The sequence below is a fragment of the Betaproteobacteria bacterium genome (genome assembly GCA_016194905.1).
In the GTDB taxonomy this organism is placed as follows: domain Bacteria; phylum Pseudomonadota; class Gammaproteobacteria; order Burkholderiales; family JACQAP01; genus JACQAP01.
Genome location: JACQAP010000029.1, coordinates 14,469 through 40,693, shown reverse-complemented (window position 1 = coordinate 40,693; position 26,225 = coordinate 14,469). Strand labels below are relative to the sequence as shown.

The following is a 26,225-nucleotide window of genomic DNA, read 5'->3' as shown; positions in this document are numbered from 1 at the left end:
TTAATCAGCCACCGAACAGGCGGTTTATATCGTTATAGAGGGCGAACGCCATCAAGCCGAACAGCAGAACCATGCCGACCTGTTGGCCCACTTCCATCACCCGGTCGGATACCGGGCTGCCCTTGACGATTTCGGCGACATAATACATGAGGTGTCCGCCGTCCAATAACGGCACGGGCATCAGGTTCAGCACGCCCAGGCTGATGCTGATCAGCGCAAGGAAACTCACGTAGGCCAGCCAGCCGAGCTGGGCGGATTGCCCCGCATAGTCGGCAATGGTGATCGGGCCGCTCAGATTTTTCAGCGATATGTCGCCAACAATCATCCTGCCGAGCATCTTGAGCGTGAATGTCGACACGTCCCAGGTCCGTTCGACGGCTTTTGCGACGGATTCGAGCGGCCCATAGCGCACTTCCGTGATCAATCGTTTGACCGACGCCTCATCGATTTTCGGGGCAGCACCGATGCGTCCCAGCGCCTTGCCGCCCTCCTGCTTCGCTTCCGGCGTTACTGCGAACTGGTGCGTCGCCCCGGCGCGCATCACTTTGAACCGGAGCGAGTGTCCCGGCGCGCGAGTGATCGACGCAACGAGTTCCTCCCACGTGGCGATGGCACGTCCGTCGATCTCGAGAACTTCGTCCCCCTCCTTGAGACCATCGCGTTCACCGGCACCGCCTGCGATAAGGCGTCCGATCACCGGTTTGAGCGGCGGCTGGAAACGTGTCAATCCGATCGCCTGCAGCAGGTCGACGTCGATCTTTTCCGGTCCGATCGACGACAGATCGAGCCGCCGGAATTGAATGTCGCCGTGTTCGGTATGCATTTCCAGTTGGACGGTAGCCTTTTGCAGCGAATGTTCCAGCAGCGCCCACCTGAGATCCTGCCAGGTGGCCACTTCGGCGCCATCGATGCTCGCGATCAACTCGCCCGCTGCGATCTGGGCGTTCGCCGCCGGTGTGCCCGGAACCGGTACGCCGACGACCGGGCGGATGCCGGGAACTCCGTGCATGAACAACATCCCGTAAAGCAGGATGGCGAGCAGGAAATTGGCCACCGGTCCGGCAAGCACGATGGCGAAACGCTTCACCACGGTTTGCCGGTTGAATGCACGATGGCGCTCCTCGGGTGCGACCGGCCCTTCCCGTTCGTCGAGCATCTTGACGTAGCCACCCAGCGGGAAGGCCGAAACCGCCCACTCCGTCTGATCGGCGCCGAACTTGCGGCGCCACAACGGCAGACCGAAGCCAACCGAAAAGCGCAGTACCTTCACGCCGCACAGGCGTGCGACGAGATAATGGCCCAGTTCGTGGAACACGATCAGCACACCGAGTGCGACTACGAATGCGATCAGAGTCGAGAAAATGGACATGGTCATCGGTACACCGCTACGGCGCCCAGTAGTTGCTCGGTTTCCGCGCGCGCCTGCGCATCGGCTGCCAGCACGTCTTCGAGTGTGCGCACGCGGCTGGCCGTGATGCGCGCAAGCACCTCTTCCACGACGCCCGAAATACGGGCAAAGCCCAAGCGGCCGGACAGAAAACCGGCTACTGCGACTTCATTGGCTGCATTCAATACGATCGGCGCGTTGCCGCCCACCTCGAGCGCGCGGTAGGCGAGCCGCAGGCAGGGGAAGCGGTCGAGGTCCGGCCGCTCGAATTGCAGCGAACCGATCGCGCACAGGTCCAGAGATTGCACACCGGGATCGATGCGCTCGGGATAGGCCAGCGCATGAGCGATCGGCGTGCGCATGTCGGGATTGCCGAGTTGCGCCAGCACGGACCCGTCGACGTATTCCACGAGCGAATGGACGATACTTTGCGGATGTATGACCACCTCGATCTGCGACGGGTTCGCCTTGAACAGGAAACTCGCCTCGATGACTTCCAGACCCTTGTTCATCAGCGTCGCCGAGTCGACCGAAATTTTGCGGCCCATGATCCACTTCGGGTGGGCGCAGGCCTGCTCCGGCGTAACCTTGTCGAGCAACTCGCGCGCCGTGCGCAGGAACGGCCCGCCCGACGCGGTCAGCCACAATCGTTTGACGCCCGCGCGCGGGAAGCTGCCGTCGAAGTCGCGCGGCAAGGCCTGGAAAATCGCATTGTGCTCGCTGTCGATCGGGAGCAGCATCGCGCCGCTGGCCGCCACCGCATCCATCAGCAGGCCGCCAGCCATGACCAGCGCTTCCTTGTTGGCGAGCAACAGTTGCTTGCCGGCATGAGCCGCTGCCAGCGTCGAGCGCAATCCGGCGGACCCGACGATCGCAGCCATCACCGCATCCACTTCGGGAGCGGCGGCGATTTGTTCGAGCGCCTGCGCACCGGACAGCACTTCGCAGTCCAATCCCGATTCGCGAACCTTCAGCCGCAATTGCCCGGCCGCCGCCGCGTCCGCCATCGCGGCAAACCGCGGTCGATACCGGCGGCATTGCTCGAATAACCGATCGACCTGCCGATCCGCCGATAACGCGACGACTTCGAAACGATCGGAATGGCGATCCACCACGGCGAGCGTGTTGGCGCCGATGCTGCCGGTGGATCCGAGGATGGCAAGCCGCTTCATGTTCAACCGAGCGCCGGCAGATAGTAGAGCGCGGCGAACGGCAACGCCGCCGTGAGGCTGTCGATTCGGTCGAGGATACCGCCGTGGCCGGGCAGCAGGCTGCCGCTGTCCTTCGCACCGACTCCGCGTTTGATCCACGACTCGAACAGATCCCCGACAATGCTGATCACTGTCATCGCGGCGATAAAAATAATCGTAACGAGACGATCAAAGACATTCGCGGACGGCTGCAGTACGAAGCTCGCGACAAATCCATATATCAGCACGGCAGCGAATGCACCAATGACACCTTCCCAGGTTTTGCCGGGACTGATCTGCGGTGCCAGCTTGCGGCGACCGAAACTGCGGCCGGCAAAATAAGCGGCGGTATCGGCGATCCAGACCACCAGCAACATTGCCAGCAGCAACCAAGGCGACCTTTGCAGAAAAGCAGCGGCGAGCCACGCCGGAACCAGAACGATCCAGCCGACCGTGCCGAGAATCAGCGGTTGCGTCACGCGCCGTCCGCGATACAGCCAGAGCGGCACCGCGATCGTCCAGAACATCAGCGCCACCACGAACAGCAGGCTTGACAGTCCACTGGCGCCGCCCGAAAACCTTGCGCTCGAAAATGCCGCCACAAATGCGAGGCAGCTCGCCAGGATGATGCCGATGAATACAATGCGAGTGGTGCGCTGGTATCCGGCAAGACGCGCCCATTCGCCTGCCGCCAGCGCAATCGGGAAGCAGGTCAACAGCTGCCAGCCGGTACCGGGCAGCAGGAACGTGCAGGCCAGCAGCAGCGGCACCAGCACCATGGCGGTCAGTACGCGCAGTTTGAGCACGGATCGGGCGGCGCCGGCGCCTGCCGCCGCCGGGTTAGCGGGAATCCCCACCGGACTCACGCAGCGGATCGACCGGCACGGGTTCACCGGCGAGCTGCTCGCTGGTGCGACCGAAGCGGCGCTCCCGGTTTCGATAGGAATCAATCGCGCGACCAAGCGATTGCGCATTGAAGTCGGGCCAGAGTTCGTCGGTGAAATAGAACTCGGTGTAGGCGAGCTGCCAGAGGAGGAAATTGCTGATGCGCTGCTCGCCGCCGGTGCGGATGAAAAGATCCGGCTCGGGCGCATAGTTCATCGCAAGATACGGACTGAGATGCGCTTCGCGATAGCCTCCCGGCGGCTGGGTCAGATCACCTGTCATGCGGTTGACAGCCTGCAGAATGTCCCAGCGGCCGCCATAATTCGCGGCGATCGTCAGCGTAAGCTGGTCGTTGGCCGCCGTGAGCGTCTCGGCTTCGGCAATCATCCTGTTCAGCCTCGGCTCGAAGCTCGACAGGTCGCCGACCACTTTCAACCTGATGCGATTTTCGTGCAACTTGGCAACCTCCTGCTCGAGCGCGATCACGAACAGTTCCATCAGGAACGAAACCTCGTCCTTCGGGCGCCGCCAGTTCTCGCTGCTGAACGCGAACAGCGTCAGATACCGCACGCCCTGCGTCACGCAGGCCCTGGTCACCGCGCGCACCGCTTCGAGCCCACGCCTGTGCCCCGCCACCCGCGGCAGAAAACGGCTTTTCGCCCAGCGTCCGTTGCCGTCCATGATGATGGCGACATGGCGCGGAACTGCGCCGACCGGAGGAACCGTGATGGTGGAACTGTTGAACACGCGGGATGTCAGACGGCCATCAGATCGGCTTCCTTGGCTGCAAGGGCCTTGTCGATCTCGGCGATATTGCGATCGGTGAGTTTCTGGATCTCGTCCTGCGCACGACGATCGTCGTCTTCCGAAATCGCCTTGCTCTTGAGCAGTTCCTTCAATCCGGTATTTGCATCACGCCGCACGTTGCGCACCGCGATCCGTGCGTTCTCGGCTTCGCCCCTCACCACTTTCGTCAGATCGCGGCGGCGTTCCTCGGTCAGTGCCGGCATCGGCACCCGGATCACCTCGCCCATCGACGCGGGGTTCAATCCCAAGCCGGAATCGCGGATTGCCTTCTCGATCGCCGGAACCATTTTCTTTTCCCATGGCGTGACACTGATGGTGCGGGCATCGAGCAGGGACAGGTTTGCGACCTGATTCAACGGCGTGGCGTTGCCGTAATAATCGACCTGGACATGATCGAGAATGCCGGTGTGCGCCCGGCCGGTGCGAACCTTGCCCAGGTCGACCTTCAGCGTCTCCAGCGTCTTGTGCATCTTCTGGTCGGCCGACTTCTTCACGTCTGCAATGGTCATGTCGTCTTCCTCCTAACGGCTTCTCAGGCGTAGACCAGTGTGCCTTCGTCCTCGCCCAGCACCACCCTCGTCAACGCACCAACCTTGAATATGCTGAACACGCAGATCGGCAGTTTCTGGTCGCGGCACAGTGTCAGTGCGGTGGCATCCATCACCTTGAGCTTCTTCACGATCGCCTCATCGAAACTGATGCGCTGGTAACGCATCGCGTCCGGATGCGTCTTGGGGTCGTCGGTATAGACACCGTCCACCTTGGTCGCCTTCAACACGATGTCCACATTCATTTCCATGCCGCGCAGCGCCGCAGCAGTGTCGGTGGTAAAAAACGGATTGCCGGTGCCGGCGGCAAAAATCACCACCCGCCCTTCCTCGAGATAGCGCATCGCCTTGCCGCGGATGTAGGGTTCCGCGACCTGCTCGATATTGAGCGCCGATAGCACGCGACTCTTGAGTCCCTGCCGCCGCATCGCGTCCTGCAGCGCTAAAGCGTTCATCACCGTGGCAAGCATGCCCATGTAATCCGCGGTCGCGCGATCCATTCCCGCTGCCGCCGGCGCAACACCGCGAAAGATGTTGCCGCCGCCGATGACCACGCCGACCTCGACGCCGAGGTTCAGTATCTCCTTTACTTCGGCGGTGATGCGATCGATGGTCTCGCGGTTGATACCATAAGCATCGTCCCCCATCAGGGCTTCCCCCGACAGCTTGAGCAGGACGCGTTTATAGGCGGGTTTCATTTCATCCGCGGCCAGGTCCCGTTCAGTGCGCCTGGGCGGCCTGCGCCGCCACTTCGGCGGCAAAATCGCTCGACTTCTTCTCGATGCCTTCTCCTACGATGAACAGCGTGAACGCATTTACCTTCGCGCCCCTGGACGCCAGCAGCTTTTCGACCGTGACCTTGTCGTCCTTGACGAAAGGCTGGCCGAGCAGCGTGACTTCGGCGAGATATTTCTGCACGCTGCCCTCGACGATCTTGTCGATGATGTTGGCTGGCTTGCCGGATTCCAGCGCGCGCGCCTTGGCGATGCCGCGCTCACGTGAAATCAGGTCCGCGGAGATTTGATCCCTCGAAACGGAAATCGGCTTGGAGGCTGCGATGTGCATCGACAAGTCCTTGCCGAGCACGTCGTCGCCGCCTTCCAGGTCCAGCATTACGCCGATCCTGGTGCCATGCAGGTAGTACGCGAGCTTGCCTTTGGCCTTGTGAACCGCAATGCGGCGCACGCTCATGTTTTCGCCAAGCTTCATGACCAGCGCCTGGCGTGTTGCCTCGACGGTCTGGCCCGGGGACAGCTCGGCCCTGGCGAACGTATCGACGTCCGTGATGCCCCTGGACGCCGCCAGTTCGGCAACCGACTTCACGAACCCGGCGAAATTCGCATCCTTGGCGACGAAGTCGGTTTCGCAGTTGATTTCGACCAACGCGCCGAGTTTACCGTCACCGGAAACGTAGACGCCGATCGCACCCTCCGCAGCGACGCGCCCCGCCATCTTGCCCGCCTTTGCACCGCTCTTGATGCGCAGCAAGTCCTCGGCCTTCTTCATGTCGCCGGCCGCTTCTTCCAGCGCCTTCTTGCATTCCATCATGCCGAGCCCGGTGCGCTCGCGAAGTTCCTTGACCATGCCCGCGGTAATGTCCGCCATTCTTGCCTGCTCCTTGAGTCGCGTCCGCTCTTTCGATTGGCTGCGTTCGTCCAGAGTTCCAGTTAGAAAAATCCAGTTGCAAAAAAAAGGGGCGTGCGCCCCCTTTTTTTTGGCAACTGCGCCGTTCAGGCCGTGGCCTGTTCTTCCGTGCTGTCGACTTCCACGAATTCGTCGCTGACAATTTCCTTGATGGTCTGGCTGCGTCCATCGAGGATCGCATCCGCGATCCCGCGTGCGTACAGCCGCACTGCGCGGCTGGCATCGTCGTTGCCGGGAATGACATAGTCAACGCCATCCGGAGAATGGTTGGTATCCACCACCCCCACCACCGGAATGCCCAGCTTGTTGGCTTCGGTAATCGCGCCTTTCTGATAGCCGACGTCGATGACGAACAGCGCGTCCGGCAGTCCGTTCATTTCCTTGATGCCGCCCAGGCTGCGATCGAGTTTCACCAATTCGCGCTGGAAGGTGAGTTGCTCCTTCTTCGACAGTTTCTCCAGTGAGCCGTCCTGCACCATCAGTTCCATGTCGCGCAAACGCTTGATCGAAAGCTTCACGGTCTTGAAGTTGGTGAGCATGCCGCCGAGCCAGCGATGATCGACGAACGGCGTGCTGGCGCGCACCGCCTCTTCGCGGATGATTTCACGCGCCTGGCGCTTGGTGCCGACGAACAGGATGCTGCCTTTGTTCGAGGAAAGCTGACGGACGAATTTCACCGCTTCCTGGTACATGACCAGGGTCTTCTCGAGGTTGATGATGTGGATCTTGTTGCGATGACCGAAAATGAAAGGCGCCATCTTCGGATTCCAGTAACGGGTTTGGTGTCCGAAATGGACGCCCGCTTCGAGCATTTGACGCATGGTGACCGACATGAATTTCTCCTGTAAGGGTTAAGCCTCCGCCTGCCGGACCCTGTGCGGGCACCCATACTTGGCTGGCGTGTGTATTACCCCGATTCGGAATGACCGGGGTTAACTGAAAATTATATCAGCGGCACCCCGGTCGCCTCAACCATTTTCACGCATGGTCAATGGCTTAACGGCCTGCGGATCTATGCCGCTGACGGCGGGCCTCGTACAGACAGATGCCGGCCGCCACCGAGACGTTCAGGCTTTCCACCTGGCCGAGCATGGGGATCGAGATCAATTCGTCGCAAGTTTCGCGGGTCAGCCGGCGCAGGCCCTCGCCTTCGGCCCCCACGACCAGTGCCAGCGCGCCGGAAAGTTTCGCGTCGAACAAGGTCCCGCCTTCGCCCGTACCGACTACCCAAATTCCCTTATCTTTCAATTCCCTTAGCGTTCGCGCGAGATTCGTAACAGGAATGAAAGGCACGGTTTCCGCTGCGCCCGAGGCAACTTTGTGGACGGTGGCGTTCAAGCCGGTAGCGCGGTCCTTGGGCGCGACAATCGCGTGCACGCCCATGGCGTCAGCTACCCTGAGGCAGGCACCCAGGTTGTGCGGGTCTTGTACCCCATCGAGCACCAGCAGAAAAGCCGGCTCGCCAAGATTGTCCAGCACTTCGTTCAGCGAAGCGGCGAGCGCCACCTCCTCGACGAAGGCCGCAACGCCTTGGTGCCGGCCGCCTTTGGCGAATCCCTCCAGCCGCTCGGTATCGACCTCCAGAAGCCGCACGCCTGCCGCCTTGGCCAGATCCGCGAGGCGGCGCGCGCGGGGGTCGCGGCGCCTGGCATCCAGCAACACTTCGATTACCGCCTCCGGCCTCCGCTTCAATGCAGCCGTCACCGCGTGCAACCCATAGACGACCCGCCTGCCATTCATCGCGAGTCTTTCGCAGCCTCATCGAGCACGAAATCGATTTTGGCCGTTTCGAGATCGACTCTCACGAGTTTTACCGGAATGCGATCCCCAAGCCGGAAACGTTTTCCGGTGCGTTCGCCTAGCAGCTGATGCTTGGCAGCGTCGAAGTGGAAATAGTCGGGGCCCAGTTCGGAGATATGCACCAAGCCTTCCACATAAACCTCGTGGAGCGCCACAAATACACCGAAGCTGGTCACACCACTGACGGTGGCCGTGAAGCGCTCGCCGATGCGGTCCTGCATGTAGTAGCACTTGAGCCAAGCTTCGACATCGCGGGTGGCTTCGTCGGCACGGCGCTCGGTTTCCGAGCAATGAATACCCAGTTCCTGCCAGTTGCCGGGTTCGTAGCGCTTGCCCGCAAGGACCGCCTTGATCGAACGATGGATGAGCAGATCCGGATAGCGCCGGATCGGAGACGTAAAGTGCGTATAGGCCTCGTAGGCCAGGCCGAAATGACCGACGTTGTCCGGGCTGTATACCGCCTGCCGCAGCGAACGCAGCATCACCGTCTGCAAAAGTTGGACATCCGGGCGCGTCTTGATTTTTTCCAGCAGGCGCGCGTAGTCCTTGGCCTGAGGGTTATCGCCGCCGGTCAGTTGCAGACCGAATTCGCGCAAAAACTCGCGCAGCGCGGCGAGCTTCTCCGGCGTCGGCCCCTCGTGCACGCGATACAGCGCGGAATGATCGTGGCTCGACAGGAAATCCGAAGCGCACACATTGGCCGCCAGCATGCATTCCTCGATGAGGCGATGGGCATCGTTGCGCTGGGTGGGGACGATGCGCTCGATCTTGCCCTCGTCGTCGAAAAACATCTGCGTCTCGACCGTCTCGAAGTCGATCGCGCCGCGCAATGCCCGGGCCTTGACCAGACCTTGATAGAGCGCGTGCAGCGTCTGAAGATGAGGCACCAGGTCTTTGAGTTCGCGCGCAGTCTCGCCCTGCGGATCTTCGATTACCTGCGCGACCCTGGTATACGTCAGCCTCGCGCGCGAATGCATCACCGCCGGATAGAAGCGGTAAACGGCAATATCACCTCGCGCCGAGACATCCATTTCGCACACCACGCACAGACGGTCGACCTTCGGCATCAGCGAACACAAGCCGTTCGACAGCACCTCCGGCAGCATCGGGATCACGCGACGGGGAAAATACACCGAATTGCCGCGCTCCCGCCCCTCCAGGTCGATGACGTCGCCGTGCTGCACATAATGGCTGACGTCGGCAATGGCCACCCAGAGCTTGAATCCCTTGCCGCGGCGCTCGCAGTAAACCGCGTCGTCGAAGTCCTTTGCGGTTTCGCCGTCGATCGTCACCAGCGGCAGGTTGCGCAGATCTTCGCGTCCCTTGAGGTCTTTTTCGGTAACCACGGCCGGAAACTTCGCCGCCGCTTTTTCGACCTCCGCGGAAAATTCGTGGGGCAGATCATGCTTTCTCAGCGCGATCTCGATTTCCATTCCCGGATCGGCGTAGTTGCCGAGCACCTCGACGATACGTCCGACCGGTTGCGCGTGGCGCTGCGGTTGCTCGATGATTTCGGCGATTACGACCTGGCCGGGTTTCGCGCCGCCGTTTGCGCCTGCCGGAATCAGAATGTCCTGGCTGATGCGGCGATCCTCCGGCGCCACGACGCCGATGCCGTGCTCGTTCAGGAAGCGGCCGACTACTTTCACGTTGGCGCGCTCGAGTACTTCGACAATATGCCCCTCGCGCCGACCGCGTGCATTGATGCCGCCTTCCCGGGCGACCACGCGATCGCCGTGCAGCACCTTGGCCATCTCACCGGGATGCAGGAACAAGTCCTCGCCCTCACCGTCGCGCACCAGGAAACCGAAGCCATCCGGATGGCCCTGCACCCTGCCCTTCACCAGATCGAGCTTGTCGACCACGCAAATTGCATTCTTGCGATTGCGCATGATCTGGCCGTCGCGCTCCATCGCACCCAGACGGCGCTCGAACGGATCGGCTTCATGCGGCGCGATGGAAAGCAGTTGCGCCATCTTGTCCACCGAGACCGGAACACCCTGTTCGAGCAGGATATCGAGAATATGTTCGCGGCTGGGCAGCGGATGCTCGTAACGCGATTGTTCGCGCTCGAGAAAAGGATCGCGCGCGCGGATGTCCGTGGCGCGCCCGCGGGCAGCTGTCTTGCCGCTGGCGGACTTGGAATTTTTCTTTGTGGTTTTCATTCCGACAATCGGTTGGAGGCAAGCGCCGCTTCGTTGACAAAGCAGCGCTTTCCCATTACATTTTGCGCCCTCTCGTGCCGAGATGGCGGAATTGGTAGACGCACCAGGTTCAGGTCCTGGCGGTGGCAACACTGTGGAGGTTCGAGTCCTCTTCTCGGCACCAGATCGACATTTCCCCGCAATTCTTCCCGCAACGTTCCTCGCCTGCGCACTTGACTACCCCCGCTCGAACGGATGGCGCAGGACGATGGTTTCGTTACGATCGGGGCCGGTCGAGATCATGTCCACCGGCACACCACCGGCCTGCTCGATGCGTTTGAGGTAATTACGCGCATTCGCCGGCAAATCCTCGTAACGCGTGATCCCAACGGTGCTCTGCGTCCATCCCGGAATTTCCTCGTAAATCGGTTCGCAACCGGCCGAAGCGTCGGCGCCGGACGGAAGAATGTCGATTCGTTCACCGCTGAGGTTGTAACCGACACCGACTTGCAGCGCCTCCACGCCATCTAGCACGTCGAGCTTGGTGATGCACAAGCCGGACACACCGTTGATCTGAACCGACCGTTTGAGCGCTGCGGCATCAAACCAGCCGCAGCGTCGTGGCCGCCCGGTCACCGAACCGAATTCTTTCCCGCGCGTGCGCAGTTGCTCGCCGATATCGTCGTCCAGTTCAGTCGGAAACGGTCCCGAGCCGACGCGCGTGGTATAAGCCTTGGTAATGCCGAGCACGTAATGCAGCATCTGCGGCCCGACGCCGGCACCCGCCGCTGCCGCACCTGCGACGCAATTGCTCGAAGTCACGAATGGATAAGTTCCATGATCGATGTCGAGCAGCGTTCCCTGCGCGCCTTCGAACAACAGATTCTTGCCTGCGCGATGCGCGTCGTAAAGTGCACGCGGCACATCGGCAATCATCGGCGCAAGCTGCTCGCGCAACGCAAGGGTTTCGTCGTGCGTCTTCTGAAAATCGACCGGCTTTGCCTTCAGGTAATGCTCCAGCACGAAGTTGTGAAAGTCGAGCACTTCGTGCAGCTTTTCTTCGAATCTGCCGGGAACGAACAGGTCCTGCAGTCGGATCGCGCGACGCGCAACCTTGTCCTCGTACGCCGGCCCGATGCCACGGCCGGTCGTGCCGATCCTTCCTATACCCTTCGCCGTCTCGCGGGCCTGATCGATCGCCACGTGATACGCGAGAATGAGCGGACAGGCGTCGCTGATCTTGAGTCGCGAGCGCACGTTGACGCCGACCGACTCCAGTTCGGCGATCTCCTGCAGCAGCGCAGTCGGCGACAACACCACGCCGTTGCCGATGTAGCAACTGACGCCTTCGCGCAGGATACCGGACGGAATCAACCGCAGGATCTGCTTGCGCCCGGCGATGACCAGCGTGTGACCCGCATTGTGACCACCCTGAAAACGCACCACACCCTGCGCGTGATCGGTCAGCCAGTCGACCACCTTGCCTTTGCCTTCGTCACCCCACTGGGTGCCGATGACTACGACGTTGCTTGCCATCAAGACCTCTGGTTGTGTTTCGTTTACTTCCGGTTTCGTTGGTCTGAAGCGAACGGCTCCAGCTTCCAGGCACCACCCTTGGCGACCAGTCGCTGCGAGCAGTTGAGTTCCGCGCGGTTCGCCTCGTGCCCCGGCAGGTCCGACACGACGATCGCACCGTCTGCGCGCAACCTTGCCACCTCGGCCTGCAGGGCGGCATCGGCCGGCTGGTAGGGCGCGAGTACGCGCAGCGGCCCGGCCTCTTCGTTCGCCATCTCGGCGAGTTCGCGCAAATCCATCGTGAATCCGGTTGCCGGACGGGCGCGCCCGAACGCACGGCCGACTTCATCATAACGTCCGCCGCGCGCGATCGCTTCCGGCCGGTTGCCGGCATAAGCGGCGAACACCACGCCGCTGTGATAATGATATCCGCGTAGCTCCGCGAGATCGAAGCACAGTTCCTTCACATCACCGTTCAATTGCCCGCCGATTTGCGCGAGCGCATCGAGACAGGCGATCAACTCCGGATACTGCGGCAGGCGCTTGCGCGCCGTGGTCAGCACCTCAGATCCCCCGTAGAGTTCCGGCAACAACATCAACGCCTCGCGCGTCGCCGCATCGAGCCCGTTCGACAGTTCACGCAATGCCGGAACGTCCTTGGCCTGCAGTACCTGAAACAGTTCCGCTTCCTGCTGCGCACTCGCGCCGGCCCGGGTAATCAGCGCGCGAAACACGGACACATGGCCGATATCGAGGTGGACGCCATTCACCCCCGTGGCCTGAAGCGCACGCAACATCAGCGTCTGAATTTCGATGTCGCTCTCCAGCCCGGCGTGACCATAGATCTCGGCACCGATCTGCATCGGCTCGCGGGTACGCAGCAGCCCGGAAGGCTGCGTATGCAGCACCGTTCCCGCATAGCACAATCGGGTGACACCCTGACGGTTGAGCAAATGCGCGTCGATGCGCGCCACTTGCGGCGTCATATCCGCGCGCAATCCGAGCAATCGCCCGGACAACTGGTCCACCAGCTTGAAGGTTCTCAGATCCAGGTCGTGTCCCGTGCCGGTCAGCAGCGAATCGAGATATTCCAGCATCGGCGGAACGACCAGTTCATAGCCGTGCGCAAAAAACAGGTCGAGGATGCGACGGCGTAACAATTCCACTCTCGCCGCTTCGCCGGGCAGGAGATCTTCGATGTACTCAGGAAGCAGCCATTTCTGCATGATCATTCGACACGGAGAACCGACCCGTATGCAACGCTACGGTTCAAAAGGCCATGTTGGGCTATTTCGTCAGGAAAAGCAGCAGCAGTCCGGCCAGCATCGAGGACAGGCCCACGAACCGGATCTGGCCGTCGGACATTTCGGTCAGCCGGCGGAAGGCATCGCGCCATACCGTCGGAAGCAGGAAGGGAAGCAGGCCCTCGATGACCAGCATCAGTGCAACGGCCATCATAAGGGTATTCGTATAAGCTTCCATCGTCCTCTTCCCACCGCGCGCAAGCGGCATTCCGCCCACTACCGCCGTTGATTATTTTGCGCGTCCCGCCGGGTTCTTCAGGTACTTGAAGAATTCCGAATTCGGCTCGAGTATCAGCAGGTCTCCCTTGTTCTTGAAGCTTTGCCGATAAGCCTCCAGACTCCGATAGAACGCGTAGAACTCGGGATTGCGCTCAAAGGCTCGCGCGTAGATCGCGGAAGCCTTGGCGTCACCATCGCCCTTCAGACGCTGGGCATCGCGGTAGGCCTGGGCGATCACGACCTGGCGCTGCTTGTCGGCGTCGGCGCGGATTTTCTCCGCCTCCGCAAAGCCGGTAGAACGCAGCTCGTTGGCCACGCGCTTGCGCTCGGCCTGCATCCTGCCATATACGGATTCGCTGACCTCGGGTGTGAAATCGACCCTCTTCAGACGCACGTCAAGGACCTGGACGCCGATCTCGCGCGCGATCTGGTCCGCCCGCTCGCGCATCAGGTCCATGATCTGTTCGCGCTCGCCCGAGACGACATCATGGATCGTGCGCTTGCCGAACTCTTCGCGCAGGCTGCCATTGACGGCCTGGGTCAGCCGCACGCGTGCGAGGCCCTCGTCACCCTGCACGCTGACGTAGTACTGCCTTACGTCGATGATGCGCCATTTTACGAACGAATCCACCAGGACCGGCTTGTTCTCGGACGTGACAAACTTCTGCGCTTCTTCGGCATCGAGCGTAAGAATGCGGGCGTCGAAATAGCGTACGTTGTCGACCAGCGGCATTTTGAAAAACAGTCCCGGCACAGTTTTTACGGAAACGATTTCGCCCAATCGGAACACGATGGCATTCTGGCGCTGGTCGACGGTGAACAGACTCAAGCTGGCCACGACCAGCGCGACCACGATGGCAATCAGCACGGTGCTGACGTTGACTTTCATCGTGCCTCCCTGTCGCGACTGCGGAAGGCATCGCGCGAGCGCGGCGAAGATTCCGTCGGTGCCGGTGTCGGCACGACCGCCTCCATAGGCGCCTGCTTCGCGCCCGCATCAACCGGCGGATTGGCACTGCTGCTCATCTGCATAAGTTTGTCGAGCGGCAGATAAAGCAGATTGCCGCCGCTTTTCTGGTCGACCACGACCTTGCTGGAGTTGGCAAGCACCTGCTGCATTGCGTCCAGGTAAAGACGCTGACGGGTCACCACCGGCGCCTTGCTGTATTCCGTGACGATCTGGCTGAAACGCGATGCCTCGCCCTCGGCGTTGGCGATCACGCTCTGCCGATACCCTTCTCCCTCCTGAAGAAGCCGCGCCGACGTGCCCTTGGCTTTCGGCACGACATCGTTGAAATACGACTGGCCTTCGTTGATCTGCCGTTCGCGATCCTGGCCGGCCTTTACCGCGTCGGCGAACGCAGCCTGGACTTCCTCGGGCGCCTGCGCGTCCTGCATGGTCACCCGCGTGACTGTGATACCGGTTTTGTAGCGGTCGAGGATTTTCTGCAGCAGGATCTGCACCGTCTCGACGATCTTTTCCTTGCCGCCGGAAAGCAGGAAATCCATCTTGTTTTTGCCCACCACCTCGCGGATGGCCGACTCGGAAGCTTGCATCACCGACTTGTCGGCATCGCGATTGTTGAACAGGTAGTCCTTGGGATCCTTGAGGATGTACTGCACCGCGAACTGGATGTCGATGATGTTCTCGTCGTCTGTGATCATCAGCGATTCGTTCTGCACTTTGCTTTTGACGTTGTTGCGGTAACCGATTTCAATGGTACGAACGCCCGTCACGTTGACGACTTCAGCGGATTCGATCGGCCACGGCAGATGCCAGCGCGGGCCCGACTCCGTGATTGCGTCGAACTTTCCGAAGCGCAGCACCACGCCGCGCTGGCTGGCATCGACGATATAAAAGCCGCTCGCCAGCCATACCACCAGAATGAGGATGACCAACAGTCCGAAACCGCCGCCGAACTGGCGCCCGGTCGGGCCCGGTGACGGCGCGCCGCCCCCGCCCTTGCCGCCGAACAAGGAGTTCAACCGCTGATTCAAACGACGCCACAATTCGTCGAGGTCGGGGGGGCCATCGTTGCCGCGCTTTCCCCACTGCGGATCATTCAATGCCATTCGTGCTTGCTTTCAATTTGACAGGAGGCCGGCCCTGACTAAGGACCTTCGGATTCAGGCTGCGGCAACCCCTATGGCGTTGCCCTGCCCTTCGAGCAATTCAGCCAGCATGGAGCGCAAAAATTCGATGCCGGCACCGGTTTTCGCGCTAACGCGAACTGTCGCGATTTTACCATACTGATCGCGCTCGACCCCGGGTTGCAAGCCGGTCGCGTCTATCTTGTTGAACACCATCACCTGGGGCACGAAATCGGCACCGATTTCGACGAGCACCTTGTTCACTTCCGCGATCTGGTCATCACGCGCCGGACTTGCCGCATCCACCACGTGCAGCAGCAAATCGGCACGCACGGTCTCTTCCAGAGTCGCGCTGAATGCCGCCACCAGAGTATGCGGGAGATCACGGATGAAACCGACCGTATCCGACAAGATGATTGATGCGCCGCCGGCTCCGCTGATGCGCCGTGAAGTCGTATCCAGCGTCGCGAACAACTGGTCCGCTGCATAGGTTTCGCTGTGCGTAAGCCGATTGAACAGCGTGGACTTGCCGGCGTTGGTATAGCCGACGAGCGAGACCGACAGGCCCTGACCGCGCTGGCGCGCGCGTCGCTGGGTCTGCCGCTGACGAAGCACAGTGGCAAGCTTGTCCTTGAGGACCTTGACCCGCTTGCGCAACAACTGGCGATCCGTTTCCAGCTGGGTTTCACCGGGGCCGCGCAGGCCGATGCCGCCTTTCTGGCGTTCCAGGTGGGTCCAGCCGCGGACCAGCCGCGTTGCCAGGTGCTCGAGTTGGGCCAGTTCGACCTGCAGCTTGCCTTCGTGCGAACGCGCGCGCTGCGCGAAGATATCCAGGATCAGGCTGCTGCGGTCGACAACCCGGCACTTGAAGCGCTTCTCGAGATTGCGCTGCTGCGCGGGTGACAGATCGTGATTGAACAACACCAGCGATGCGCCGCCAGATTGCACCGCTTCGGCGATCTCATCGACTTTGCCGGAACCGGCAAAGGTGGCCGCGTCGGGCCTCTGCCGTTTTCCTTTGATGATCGCGAGCGGTTCGACACCCGCGCTTTCGGCAAGCCGGCGGATTTCCTCCTGCGACTCGGCGAAATCCACATTACCGAAATCGAGATTGACAAGGACGGCGCGGTCGCCGCCGCTTGGGCGATCAAACATCGGAAGGATCGGCGGTCGGAACCGGCCTGACGGCGTGCAAACTCACGCCCCGCATCCCGCGGGTCGGGATGACTGCAAGGACGGGGACGGCAAAGCGGATGAAACGGGATTGACCAACACTCAATCTTCGGACCCGTGCTCCAAAGACAAGTTCACCGGACGCGCTGGCACGACAGTGGAAATCGCATGCTTGTAGACCATCTGTGTCACGGTGTTCTTCAGCAAGACAACGTACTGGTCGAACGATTCGATCTGTCCCTGTAACTTGATGCCATTGACCAGATAGATGGACACCGGCACATGCTCTTTGCGCAACGCATTCAGAAATGGGTCTTGCAACAACTGGCCTTTCGCGCTCATGGCTGCTCCTTATTCTATTTCTCGACCCGGGTTTACTGTACTGGATTTTAGGGTGCAATACCATCCGGTGGAAAAACCGCGTGGAAATCAACCCTTCCTGCGGCCCGCGAAGGGATTCCGGCCCTGTTTGAAAGACACTTTTACGGGAGTGCCGCGCAAATCGAAAGCGGCCATGAATGCACGTTCGAGGTAGCGGCGGTAACTGTCCGGCACATGATTCAAGGCGTTGCCGTGAATCAGGATCAGCGGCGGATTCATGCCACCCTGATGGGCATAGCGCAGTTTGGGGCGGGATACGCCGGCGCGCGGCGGCGACTGCTTTTGCACTGCAGCGAGCAATACGCGCGTGAGTTTGGGCGTTGACAGCTTGGCCATGGCAGCGGCATAGGCCGCATTCGCCGAACCGAGCAGCGCCGGGACGCCAACGCCGTTGCGCGCTGAAATGTAATGCACCGGCGCAAAATCCAGGAAGTTGAGCTTGCGGTCGTAGTCGCGCTTGGCTTTTTCGCGCGACTCTTCATCGGCGGCATCCCATTTGTTTATGGCCACCACCAGGGCACGACCGGCCTCGAGAATGAAACCCGCCAGGTGCGCATCCTGGTCGGATACGTCCTGCGTCACGTCGAGAACCAGCACCACGACATTGCAATCGTCGATGGCCTGCAGCGTCTTGACCACCGAAAACTTCTCCGCAACGTCTTCCACGCGCCCGCGGCGGCGCACGCCGGCCGTATCGATCAGCGTGTACGCGCGGCCGTTGCGCTCAAAGTCGATGTAGATGCTGTCCCGGGTGGTGCCGGGCTGGTCGAAGGCGATAACCCTTTCCTCGCCGAGCAGGGTATTGACCAGGGTCGACTTGCCGACATTCGGGCGGCCGACAATCGCTATCTTCGGCTGTTGGTCTTCCAGTTCCGGCTCGTCGTCATCGACGGGAAATTCTTCCAGAACGACATCCACCAATTCGTGCACGCCTTCGCCGTGCGATGCCGACACAGTCAACGGTTCGCCGAGCCCGAGTTCGTGGAACTCCGTAGCGGCAGTTTCATGCGCCAAGCCTTCCGCCTTGTTGACCACCAGCCATAGCCTGCGGGCGGTCTTGCGCAATTCAACGGCAATCTGCCTGTCGAGAGAGGTCAGGCCCTGACGCGCATCGACCAGCAGCAGCACGGCATCGGCTTCATCCACGGCCTGGCGCGTCTGGCGCGCCATCTCCTTGTAGATGCCGCCTTTGGCCACCGGTTCGAAGCCCCCGGTATCCACAACCAGAAAGGACCTCGCACCGCTTTTGCCATGCCCGTAATGACGATCACGGGTCAGGCCGGGAATATCGGCTACCAGCGCCTGGCGCGTGCGCGTCATGCGGTTGAAGAGGGTCGACTTGCCGACATTCGGCCGGCCGACCAGGACGATGGTGGGCTTCAACGGGAATTTTAAGGAGGACTGAGGGCTTCCGGCAGAGGGCTGGCGCACGCCGGCCCTATTTCTTGATGGCAATTGCGTAGACGCCGCCCCTGCGAGTCTGCACCAGCACCTTGTCATCCCCGATCAGCCTGGGCGCAGCCGCGATGCCACCGCCGTCGGTTGCGATGCGCGCAACGAACGATCCGTCCTCGAACTTCAGAAAGTGCACCTGGCCTTCGAAGTCGCCAACCACGACGTAGTCCCTGGTTGCCAGCGGCGCACTCAGGTTACGGTAGGAAAGCTTGTCCTGTTTCCACGCGCTGGCGCCGCTGTTCCTGTCGAGCGCGACCACCGAGCCATTGTCTTCCGACAGATACACACTCAGGTCGTCGGCCGCCAGACTGCCAACACTGGATGCCGGTCGTGCCCACAACTGGCCACCCTTCTGCGTTTCGTAGCACGCAACCCGCCCCTGGAAGGTCGCGGCGCACACCCTGCCCGCCTCCACCAGCGGCGGACCCGCAATATCGGTGATGCGCTCGAGTTCGTTGTCGCCTTTTGGCGCCGCCACCACGGTTTCCCAGACCAGCCCCCCATTCGCAATATTCAGGACCACGAGTTTTCCCGCCGGCATGCCGGCAATCACGAAACCCTCGACGATGATCACGCCCGGGTTGGCCCGCAATGTCAGCGGAGGCGGCGTGGTCTGGTACTCCCAGCGGCGCGAACCGTCCCGGGCATCCAGGCCGAAGATGCGGCTGTCACCGCTGCGCACGACAACGAATTCGCCGGCGGCCTGCGGTGCGCTGAGCACTTCGCTCGACACCCTCGACTGCCACAACGGCTTGCCCTCGAGATCGTAGGCGAGCACCGAACCCTTCGACGTTCCGACCAGCACCATGTTTTCGCCTACGCCCACCCCACCCGACAGCGGTGCCCTGGCGTCGAGCCGCCACAAGGTCTTGCCGTTCGCGGCATTCAGCCGCACCAGGTCGCCGCGATTGCTCGCCGCGAACACGCTGTTGCCAACTATCGCCGGCGTAAAGACATACCGGCCGGCGTCGCCGACGTTGACCCGCCATGCGACAACCGGCCTCGCCGAAGGTTTGAAGTCCACCAGCTTGACGGGCTGGGGACCCTTGCTGCCGCAGCCACCGAGCGCAACGCCCAGCAGCAACGTCACTACCAGACGCAGCGGCACTGACGCTCCGGTCACTTGTCGCCTCCCAAGGCATCGAGTTTGATCTGCACGACGTTGCGGTAACTGCTGTTGGGCAAACTTTTCTCGATTGCGGTCTTGTAAGCGGCGCGCGCCTCCGCACTTTTCCCCAGTGCGACCATGACATCGCCGCGCAAATCCGCATACAAAGTTTCCATTGCCGCACTGTGTTTGGTTTCCAGCAGCTTGAGCGCCTCGTCGTATTTTTTCTCGTCGAGCCGGATGCTTGCCAGGCGCAGCCGCGCCAGTTCAGCGGTTTCCTCGTCCTTGGCTTTGTCGATCGCCCACTGCAGTTGCTCGGCCGCACCGGACGGGTCGCCGTTTTCGTAATTGGTCTTGGCCAGCAGCAAGGCCGCAGTCGGACCGTAGGCGGTGGAGCCGAACCCTTCGATCATCTGCTTGCCGAGCGTGCGGATTTCCTTGACGTCATTCTTGCGCACGGCTTCCCCGAACTTGGTGAAAAGCGAGGACGCCTTTTCGGATTGACTGTGTTTGTAATAACGCCAGCCCTGCATGCCGGCGAACGCCACGAGAGCAGCCACGGCCAGCGTGACGATCAGCGCGCCGTATTGCTTCCAGAACTGTTTCAGTTCGGCTATCTGTTCCTGTTCTTCGAGATCGAAAGCCATGTCGGAATCTTCTGTAGTGAGTGAGTCAAGGATTGTTTGATTTGAGGATCATTGCCGCGGCTTGTTCCGCGTCGACCTGCACTTGTTCGCCCGCTTCGCGCATCGGCTTGAGCGAAACGACCCTTCTGCCGGCCTCCTCATCGCCGATGATCACCGCGAAGCGCGCGCCGCTGGCGTCGGCCCGCTTCATTTGCGATTTGAAGCTGCCGCCGCCGCAGTGAAGCACGACCGAAAGTCCGTGTTCGCGCAACGACTCCGCGACATTCCAGGCAAAGCGGGTCGCCGATTCGCCGCTATGGACCAGGTAGGCGTCCGCGGCGCGGGCTGGCACTGAAACCTGCGCTTCGCCCAGCAGCGCAAGCAATCGTTCGATGCCCATTGCAAAACCGCAGGCCGGCGCAGGCTTGCCACCGATCTGCTCGATCAGGCCGTCGTAACGCCCGCCGGCGCACACCGTGCCCTGTGCGCCAAGCCTGGTGGTGGTCCATTCATAAACGACGTCATTGTAATAGTCCAGACCGCGCACCAGACGATCGTTGATCGCGAATCCGATCCCGGCATTTTTCAGCAGGCCCTGCAGTTCTTCGAAATACCGGCACGAATCCTCATCGAGATCGTCTGCGAGCTTCGGTGCGGCCGCAATGACGTCCCGCATCGCCGGATTCTTGCTGTCCAGGACACGCAGCGGATTGCTATGCATCCGCCGCCGGGCGTCTTCGTCGAGCCCAGTGGAATGCTTCTCAAGATAGGCAATGAGCCGCGTGCGATGACGGCTGCGTGAAGGGGCGTTCCCGAGCGTGTTGATCTCGAGTCGCAGGCCGTCGAGGCCCAGCCGCTTCCACAGGCTTGCGCTCATGACCATGTGCTCCACATCCACGTCCGGACCGGAAAAACCGAGCGCCTCGACGCCGACCTGGTGAAACTGCCGATATCGGCCTTTCTGCGGCCGCTCATGGCGGAACATCGGACCGATGTAAAACACTCGTTGCGCGCCGTTGTAAAGGAGATTGTGCTCGATCATCGCGCGCACGCAGGAGGCCGTCCCTTCCGGCCGCAGCGTCAGGCTCTCGCCATTGAGCTGATCGACGAAGGTATACATCTCCTTCTCGACGATATCGGTGACTTCGCCGATGGAACGCACGAACAGTTCGGTCTTTTCCAGAATCGGCATGCGCATGTTGCGGTAGCCGTACTGCGCCAGCCAGCCACGCACCGTGTCCTCGAAAAACTCCCACAGTGGAGCCTGGCCCGGCAGGACGTCGTTCATCCCGCGGACCGCCTGAATCGTTTGCGTCATGAAACTAGCTTGTCTCTCGATTGTGTGGGCGCTCAGCCGAGCGCCCGTGCGGATTCTTCGTTGCTCGTCGCCGCCCGCCGGCCCTGTCCACCGGATCGGCCGTAGTGGCTGGCGACGTAGTCATCTACCAGGCGATGGAATTCTTCCGCGATGTGGTCGCCTTTCAGCGTTACGGTCTTCACGCCATCGACGAATACCGGGGCTACCGGCGTCTCGCCCGAACCCGGCAAACTGATGCCAATGTTGGCGTGCTTGCTCTCGCCGGGACCATTGACCACGCAGCCCATCACGGCCACGCGCATTTCTTCGACTCCGGGATATTGCGTGCGCCAGACCGGCATCTGCCGGCGCAGATAAACTTGAATCTTGTCGGCCAGTTCCTGAAAGACGGTGCTGGTGGTCCGCCCGCAGCCGGGGCACGCGATCACCATCGGCGTGAACGAACGCAAGCCCATGGTCTGCAGGATTTCCTGCGCGACGATGACTTCGCGGGAGCGATCCCCTGCGGGATCCGGCGTAAGCGAAATTCGTATGGTGTCGCCGATGCCCTGCTGCAACAACACCGCCAGCGCGGCGGTGGACGCGACAATACCTTTGGACCCCATTCCCGCTTCAGTCAGACCGAGGTGCAGCGGGTAGTCGCAACGCGCGGCCAATTCGCCATAAACCAGTATCAGGTCCTGCACGCCGCTCACCTTGCAAGAGAGAATGATGCGATCGCCGGGCAATCCGATTTCTTCCGCCTTCTGCGCGTTCTGCAGTGCAGACACGATCAGCGCTTCGCGCATGACGTCGGCCGCTTCCCCAGGCTCGGGCAGGCGCGCGTTGTCATCCATCATGCGGCCGAGCAGATCGGGATCCAGGCTGCCCCAATTGACGCCGATGCGCACCGGCTTGCCGTAACGGCATGCTGTTTCGATCATGGTTGCGAACTGATCATCGCGCTTCGACCCGCGACCGACATTGCCCGGATTGATCCGGTATTTATCCAGACCCTGCGCGCAATCCGGATATTGAGTAAGGAGTTTGTGGCCGTTAAAATGAAAATCGCCGATCAACGGCACCGGGCAACCCTCGCGCTCGAGCACGTTGCGGATTTCCGGTACGGCTGCCGCCGCCTCTGCGGTATTGACCGTGACGCGCACGAATTCCGAACCGGCCTCGGCGAGTTCCCTAACCTGGCGTGCGGTGGCCTGCACGTCCGCGGTATCGGTATTGGTCATCGACTGTACGACTACCGGCGCACCGCCGCCCACCGGAATGCCGGCGATGCGGACCTGGCGGGTTTCGTGGCGAAGAATGATTTTGCCGGGCATGAGAGGCGGCCGCGTCATTCCAGCGTCAGCCGCGCCACATCCACCCGGGTATGCGGTGCGAGATCGATACTCTTGTCGCCCTGGAACAGGCGCACGCCAGCGGCATTGCCGACCACAACGGATAGAGGTGGCTCGCCGCTGACGCTACGGCGGCTGCCGGCTGGATTGAGTTGACCGAAAATTGTGTTGCCGACGCGATCCTTGATCTCGACCCATGAGTCCTGTTCGAAGATCATGCGAACCGTCACACGTCCCGCAGCTTCGGCAGCCACCGCCGCACCGGTTCCAATCGGCAAGCGACGTTCGACGCGTCCGGGCCTTGCCTCAGTCTTCGCTTCTGCTTTTGCTTCCGGTTTTGCCGCAGGTCTTGCCGCGGATTCGACTTCCGGTTTTGACTCGGTTCTGACTTTGGCATCGGCACCGGTCTTCGCCTCAGTAGCGACCTTCGACGATGGCGCAGATTTGTCGCGCGCCGCGACCGTCGGAGCGGTGCGCCCCGCATCCGGCGCACGGCGACCGCCGAAATAGACCGATATTGCAATTCCAACCAAGAGCACAGCTATTACCGTCGGCCAAAGCCGGTATATTCTGTCTTCCACGCGCGCTGGTTGTGAACGTTCCTGCTCGCGCGGCGTGACTGCCGGAGTCACCGGCGGATCAAGCATCGAGTCGGTGGCACGGATCAAAGGCTCCGGATCGAGGCCGAGCAGCTTTGCGTAATTGCGGATGAACCCGTGAATAAAAACCGGGCTCTTGTATCCGGAGTAATCGTCACGCTCCAGCGCTTCGACCTGCCGCACGGACAACTTGAGTTGGCGCGATATATCGCCGAGGCTCAATCCCTGGCGGCGGCGCTCCTTAAAAAGGACCGCTCCGGCCGCACCCGGTCCCGCGGAAACAGCGGAGGATTCTGCGTCTGCGGCAGCATCGCTCACTGAAAGCGGCCCTCGTTGTATGCCTTTGTCTGTGGCGCGCCCGGATACCGGTTGTTCAGTTGGGCGCCATAACTCGCAAGAGCGCTGCGATTGTCCAGCCGTTGCTCGATGCGCACTCCTAGCCACAACGCGTCGGCAGACGGCGTCGATACCTGCATGTGACGGTTTAGCAGTGTCCGGGCCGTCGTTAGCTCGTTACGCTTGAAGGCAATATCGGCAAGCTGATACAGCGCCTGGGACTGGTTTGGTTGCAACGCCAGCGCCTTGCGCAGCCACTCCTCGGCCTTCACATCGTCGCCCTGCAGACGCGAGCAGACACCGGAATTCGTGTAAGCATTTTCCGGCGTGGCATAAAGCGGATTCTTCAGCGCAGTCGCAAAATATTTCATCGCCTCCTTCTCACGCTTGCGCTGGCATAGAAACAGGCCGTAATTGTTGTTCGCCGATGAATCGGTCGGATCGATCTTCAGTGCGCGCTCGAACGACTGTTGCGCGAGCGCATCTTCCTTGAGGGTCATGTACACCAGCCCGAGCTGGGCGTGTGCGGGAGCATAACCGGAATCCGCGCTGATGGCCTCCTTCAGCTCCTGCACCGCCACCGGCATCTGCCCTGCACCGTAATACGCCACGCCGAGCTCGGTATGGATTCGGGCACGATTCTCGGTCGCGTTCCTGGGCTCGCCAGTTTCCGATTTATTCACCTGGGTGGTGCACGCAGCCAGCAGCGCGACGAAAATCAGGATGGAAATCCTGTTCATGCAGACGCTGCTCATGCCGAAGCTGCCATCGTGCGCCGCGCCTTGCGCTGCGTGCGATCCTGCACTTGGCCGGCAAGCTGACCACAGGCGCCATCGATATCGTCGCCGCGCGTCTTGCGCGTCGTCGTGACCAGGCCGGCCCGCATCAGTACATCGCGAAACGCGCCGATGCGTTCGGGCGAAGAGCGCTCGAACCCGGAATCCGGGAACGGGTTGAAGGGAATGAGATTGAATTTGCAGGACACGCCCTTCACCAGCTCCACCAGCTGCTTTGCCTGCTCGACGCTGTCATTGACGCCATCGAGCATTACGTATTCGAATGTGACGAAGTCGCGCGGCGCGACCTTGATGTAGCGTTTGCATGCCGCCATCAGTTCTTTCAGCGGATATTTTTTGTTGATCGGCACCAGGCGATCGCGGAGTTCGTCGTCAGGTGCATGCAGAGATACGGCGAGGGCCACCGGCAACTGCCTGGCGAGCCGGTCCATGGCCGGAACCATGCCGGAGGTCGAAAGCGTGACGCGCCGGCGCGATAGTCCGTAACCGCAGTCGTCAAGCATGATCTTCATGGCCGACACGACGTTGTCGAAATTGGCCAGTGGTTCGCCCATTCCCATCATGACTACGTTGCTGATCACCCGCTCGCCCCTCGGCGTCGCCCCGAGCGCGCGATTGGCCCACCACAACTGGCCGATGATTTCCGCCACCGTCAGATTACGGTTGAATCCCTGCCTGCCGGTCGAGCAGAATGCGCATTCCAGTGCGCAACCGACCTGCGAAGACACGCAAAGCGTCCCGCGCCCTGTTCCGGGAATGAACACGGTCTCGATGCCGTTGGCGGCGCCCACGGAAAGCAGCCATTTGCGTGTTCCGTCGATCGCGGTCGAATCGGCCATTACGGACGGCGCCCGCACCATCGCGCCGGAGACCAGCTTGGCGCGCAAGTCTTTCGACAGGTCGCTCATGCTCTCGAACTCGGACTGCCCGAATTGGTGAATCCAGCGCATTACCTGCCGCGCACGAAACGGCTTCTCGCCGATTTCGGTGAAGAATCCGGCGAGCCGTTCCGCGTCGAAATCAAGCAGGTTGACGGGCATCAGCGCGAGTAGATATTCAGGGTGGGAAAGAAATAGGCGATTTCCACCGCCGCGGTTTCGGGAGCGTCGGAGCCATGCACTGCATTGGCGTCGATGCTGTCTGCGAAATCTGCGCGAATCGATCCCTTGGCCGCCTTTTTCGGATCGGTGGCCCCCATCAGATCACGGTTCTTCTGGATCGCACTATCGCCCTCGAGCACCTGAACCATGACCGGACCGGAGATCATGAAGTTCACCAGATCGTTAAAAAACGGGCGCTGGCGGTGCACTGCATAGAAACCCTCGGCGTCGTTACGCGACAAGTGCACCATTCTCGCCGCGATTATCTTCAATCCGCTAGCTTCGAACCGCGAATAAATCTGTCCGATCACATTTTTTGCCACGCCATCGGGTTTGACGATCGACAGGGTGCGCTCAACAGCCATCAAATATCTCCAATAGGTTTGTTTTTTTGAAGCTAATTCATAAGGATAGCATGGCGCCTCGGCGAAAGGAATGGCTTTGCCGCGAGATTGCGGCTGCCA

26 protein-coding genes and 1 tRNA gene are annotated in these 26,225 nt (G+C 61.2%); 1 reads left to right on the top strand and 26 read right to left on the bottom strand.

The window, feature by feature from the left end; genetic code table 11:
- Window positions 1–4: 4 nt before the first annotated feature.
- From rseP to rnr, 10 genes are all read right to left on the bottom strand, one after another.
- Window positions 5–1,369 carry an RIP metalloprotease RseP gene (gene rseP / locus HY067_19615; protein ID MBI3530160.1) on the bottom strand — a complete coding sequence of 455 codons (1,365 nt, stop codon included), beginning with the start codon at window positions 1,367–1,369 and terminating at the stop codon, window positions 5–7.
- 2 nt (window positions 1,370–1,371) lie between these two features.
- Window positions 1,372–2,559, bottom strand: coding sequence for a 1-deoxy-D-xylulose-5-phosphate reductoisomerase (locus HY067_19610; protein MBI3530159.1), 1,188 nt, complete (start codon window positions 2,557–2,559; stop codon window positions 1,372–1,374).
- A gap of 2 nt (window positions 2,560–2,561) precedes the next feature.
- The gene (locus HY067_19605) at window positions 2,562–3,383 is read right to left on the bottom strand and encodes a phosphatidate cytidylyltransferase (protein MBI3530158.1); all 822 of its coding nucleotides are present in this window, start codon (window positions 3,381–3,383) and stop codon (window positions 2,562–2,564) included.
- Window positions 3,384–3,417: 34 nt separating this feature from the next.
- Complete coding sequence (gene uppS / locus HY067_19600) at window positions 3,418–4,221, bottom strand: di-trans,poly-cis-decaprenylcistransferase (GenBank protein MBI3530157.1); 804 nt, start codon at window positions 4,219–4,221, stop codon at window positions 3,418–3,420.
- On the bottom strand, window positions 4,218–4,778 hold the full coding sequence (gene frr / locus HY067_19595) for a ribosome recycling factor (GenBank protein MBI3530156.1): 561 nt from the start codon (window positions 4,776–4,778) through the stop codon (window positions 4,218–4,220). Before frr ends, uppS begins: the two co-directional genes overlap by 4 nt.
- A gap of 23 nt (window positions 4,779–4,801) precedes the next feature.
- A complete protein-coding gene (locus HY067_19590) occupies window positions 4,802–5,515 on the bottom strand; it encodes a UMP kinase (protein MBI3530155.1) in 714 nt (237 codons plus the stop codon).
- A gap of 22 nt (window positions 5,516–5,537) precedes the next feature.
- Window positions 5,538–6,422 carry an elongation factor Ts gene (locus HY067_19585; GenBank protein MBI3530154.1) on the bottom strand — a complete coding sequence of 295 codons (885 nt, stop codon included), beginning with the start codon at window positions 6,420–6,422 and terminating at the stop codon, window positions 5,538–5,540.
- 125 nt (window positions 6,423–6,547) lie between these two features.
- Window positions 6,548–7,294 carry a 30S ribosomal protein S2 gene (gene rpsB, locus HY067_19580; GenBank protein ID MBI3530153.1) on the bottom strand — a complete coding sequence of 249 codons (747 nt, stop codon included), beginning with the start codon at window positions 7,292–7,294 and terminating at the stop codon, window positions 6,548–6,550.
- A gap of 163 nt (window positions 7,295–7,457) precedes the next feature.
- Window positions 7,458–8,201, bottom strand: coding sequence for a 23S rRNA (guanosine(2251)-2'-O)-methyltransferase RlmB (gene rlmB, locus HY067_19575; GenBank protein ID MBI3530152.1), 744 nt, complete (start codon window positions 8,199–8,201; stop codon window positions 7,458–7,460).
- Window positions 8,198–10,426 (bottom strand): ribonuclease R, encoded by a 2,229-nt coding sequence (rnr, locus tag HY067_19570; GenBank protein ID MBI3530151.1) that lies wholly within the window; start codon window positions 10,424–10,426, stop codon window positions 8,198–8,200. Before rnr ends, rlmB begins: the two co-directional genes overlap by 4 nt.
- A gap of 76 nt (window positions 10,427–10,502) precedes the next feature.
- On the opposite strand from rnr, the gene HY067_19565 reads away from it, so the two are divergent.
- Window positions 10,503–10,589, top strand: a tRNA-Leu gene (locus tag HY067_19565).
- A gap of 53 nt (window positions 10,590–10,642) precedes the next feature.
- Here the strand turns inward: HY067_19565 and HY067_19560 are convergent.
- The 16 genes from HY067_19560 to ndk all read right to left on the bottom strand — a co-directional run bounded on the left by HY067_19560 (window position 10,643) and on the right by ndk (window position 26,126).
- Window positions 10,643–11,941, bottom strand: a complete 1,299-nt coding sequence (locus HY067_19560) for an adenylosuccinate synthase (GenBank protein ID MBI3530150.1) — start codon at window positions 11,939–11,941, stop codon at window positions 10,643–10,645.
- Between the two features lie 23 nt (window positions 11,942–11,964).
- Entirely contained in the window at window positions 11,965–13,146 is a 1,182-nt protein-coding gene (locus tag HY067_19555; protein ID MBI3530149.1) for an ATP phosphoribosyltransferase regulatory subunit, read from the bottom strand.
- A 61-nt stretch (window positions 13,147–13,207) separates the two neighbouring features.
- Window positions 13,208–13,432, bottom strand: a complete 225-nt coding sequence (locus HY067_19550) for a DUF2065 domain-containing protein (protein MBI3530148.1) — start codon at window positions 13,430–13,432, stop codon at window positions 13,208–13,210.
- Between the two features lie 21 nt (window positions 13,433–13,453).
- The gene (gene hflC, locus HY067_19545) at window positions 13,454–14,332 is read right to left on the bottom strand and encodes a protease modulator HflC (GenBank protein MBI3530147.1); all 879 of its coding nucleotides are present in this window, start codon (window positions 14,330–14,332) and stop codon (window positions 13,454–13,456) included.
- Entirely contained in the window at window positions 14,329–15,516 is a 1,188-nt protein-coding gene (hflK, locus tag HY067_19540; protein ID MBI3530146.1) for an FtsH protease activity modulator HflK, read from the bottom strand. The genes hflC and hflK overlap by 4 nt, the downstream gene beginning before the upstream one ends.
- 54 nt (window positions 15,517–15,570) lie before the next feature.
- A complete protein-coding gene (gene hflX, locus HY067_19535; protein MBI3530145.1) occupies window positions 15,571–16,689 on the bottom strand; it encodes a GTPase HflX in 1,119 nt (372 codons plus the stop codon).
- Between the two features lie 120 nt (window positions 16,690–16,809).
- Window positions 16,810–17,049 carry an RNA chaperone Hfq gene (gene hfq / locus HY067_19530; GenBank protein ID MBI3530144.1) on the bottom strand — a complete coding sequence of 80 codons (240 nt, stop codon included), beginning with the start codon at window positions 17,047–17,049 and terminating at the stop codon, window positions 16,810–16,812.
- 87 nt (window positions 17,050–17,136) lie between these two features.
- Window positions 17,137–18,471, bottom strand: a complete 1,335-nt coding sequence (gene der / locus HY067_19525; protein MBI3530143.1) for a ribosome biogenesis GTPase Der — start codon at window positions 18,469–18,471, stop codon at window positions 17,137–17,139.
- A gap of 55 nt (window positions 18,472–18,526) precedes the next feature.
- Window positions 18,527–19,666: an outer membrane protein assembly factor BamB gene (bamB, locus tag HY067_19520; GenBank protein MBI3530142.1), complete on the bottom strand. Its 1,140-nt coding sequence runs from the start codon at window positions 19,664–19,666 to the stop codon at window positions 18,527–18,529.
- Window positions 19,663–20,298, bottom strand: coding sequence for a tetratricopeptide repeat protein (locus tag HY067_19515; GenBank protein MBI3530141.1), 636 nt, complete (start codon window positions 20,296–20,298; stop codon window positions 19,663–19,665). Before HY067_19515 ends, bamB begins: the two co-directional genes overlap by 4 nt.
- Window positions 20,299–20,323: 25 nt before the next feature.
- Window positions 20,324–21,595 (bottom strand): histidine--tRNA ligase, encoded by a 1,272-nt coding sequence (gene hisS, locus HY067_19510; protein ID MBI3530140.1) that lies wholly within the window; start codon window positions 21,593–21,595, stop codon window positions 20,324–20,326.
- Window positions 21,596–21,627: 32 nt separating this feature from the next.
- On the bottom strand, window positions 21,628–22,929 hold the full coding sequence (gene ispG, locus HY067_19505; protein MBI3530139.1) for a flavodoxin-dependent (E)-4-hydroxy-3-methylbut-2-enyl-diphosphate synthase: 1,302 nt from the start codon (window positions 22,927–22,929) through the stop codon (window positions 21,628–21,630).
- Window positions 22,926–23,846, bottom strand: a complete 921-nt coding sequence (locus HY067_19500; protein MBI3530138.1) for a DUF4115 domain-containing protein — start codon at window positions 23,844–23,846, stop codon at window positions 22,926–22,928. Before HY067_19500 ends, ispG begins: the two co-directional genes overlap by 4 nt.
- Window positions 23,843–24,604, bottom strand: coding sequence for a type IV pilus biogenesis/stability protein PilW (gene pilW / locus HY067_19495; GenBank protein MBI3530137.1), 762 nt, complete (start codon window positions 24,602–24,604; stop codon window positions 23,843–23,845). Before pilW ends, HY067_19500 begins: the two co-directional genes overlap by 4 nt.
- A gap of 11 nt (window positions 24,605–24,615) precedes the next feature.
- On the bottom strand, window positions 24,616–25,701 hold the full coding sequence (gene rlmN, locus HY067_19490; protein MBI3530136.1) for a 23S rRNA (adenine(2503)-C(2))-methyltransferase RlmN: 1,086 nt from the start codon (window positions 25,699–25,701) through the stop codon (window positions 24,616–24,618).
- Window positions 25,701–26,126: a nucleoside-diphosphate kinase gene (gene ndk / locus HY067_19485; protein MBI3530135.1), complete on the bottom strand. Its 426-nt coding sequence runs from the start codon at window positions 26,124–26,126 to the stop codon at window positions 25,701–25,703. The genes rlmN and ndk overlap by 1 nt, the downstream gene beginning before the upstream one ends.
- Window positions 26,127–26,225 lie beyond the last annotated feature (99 nt).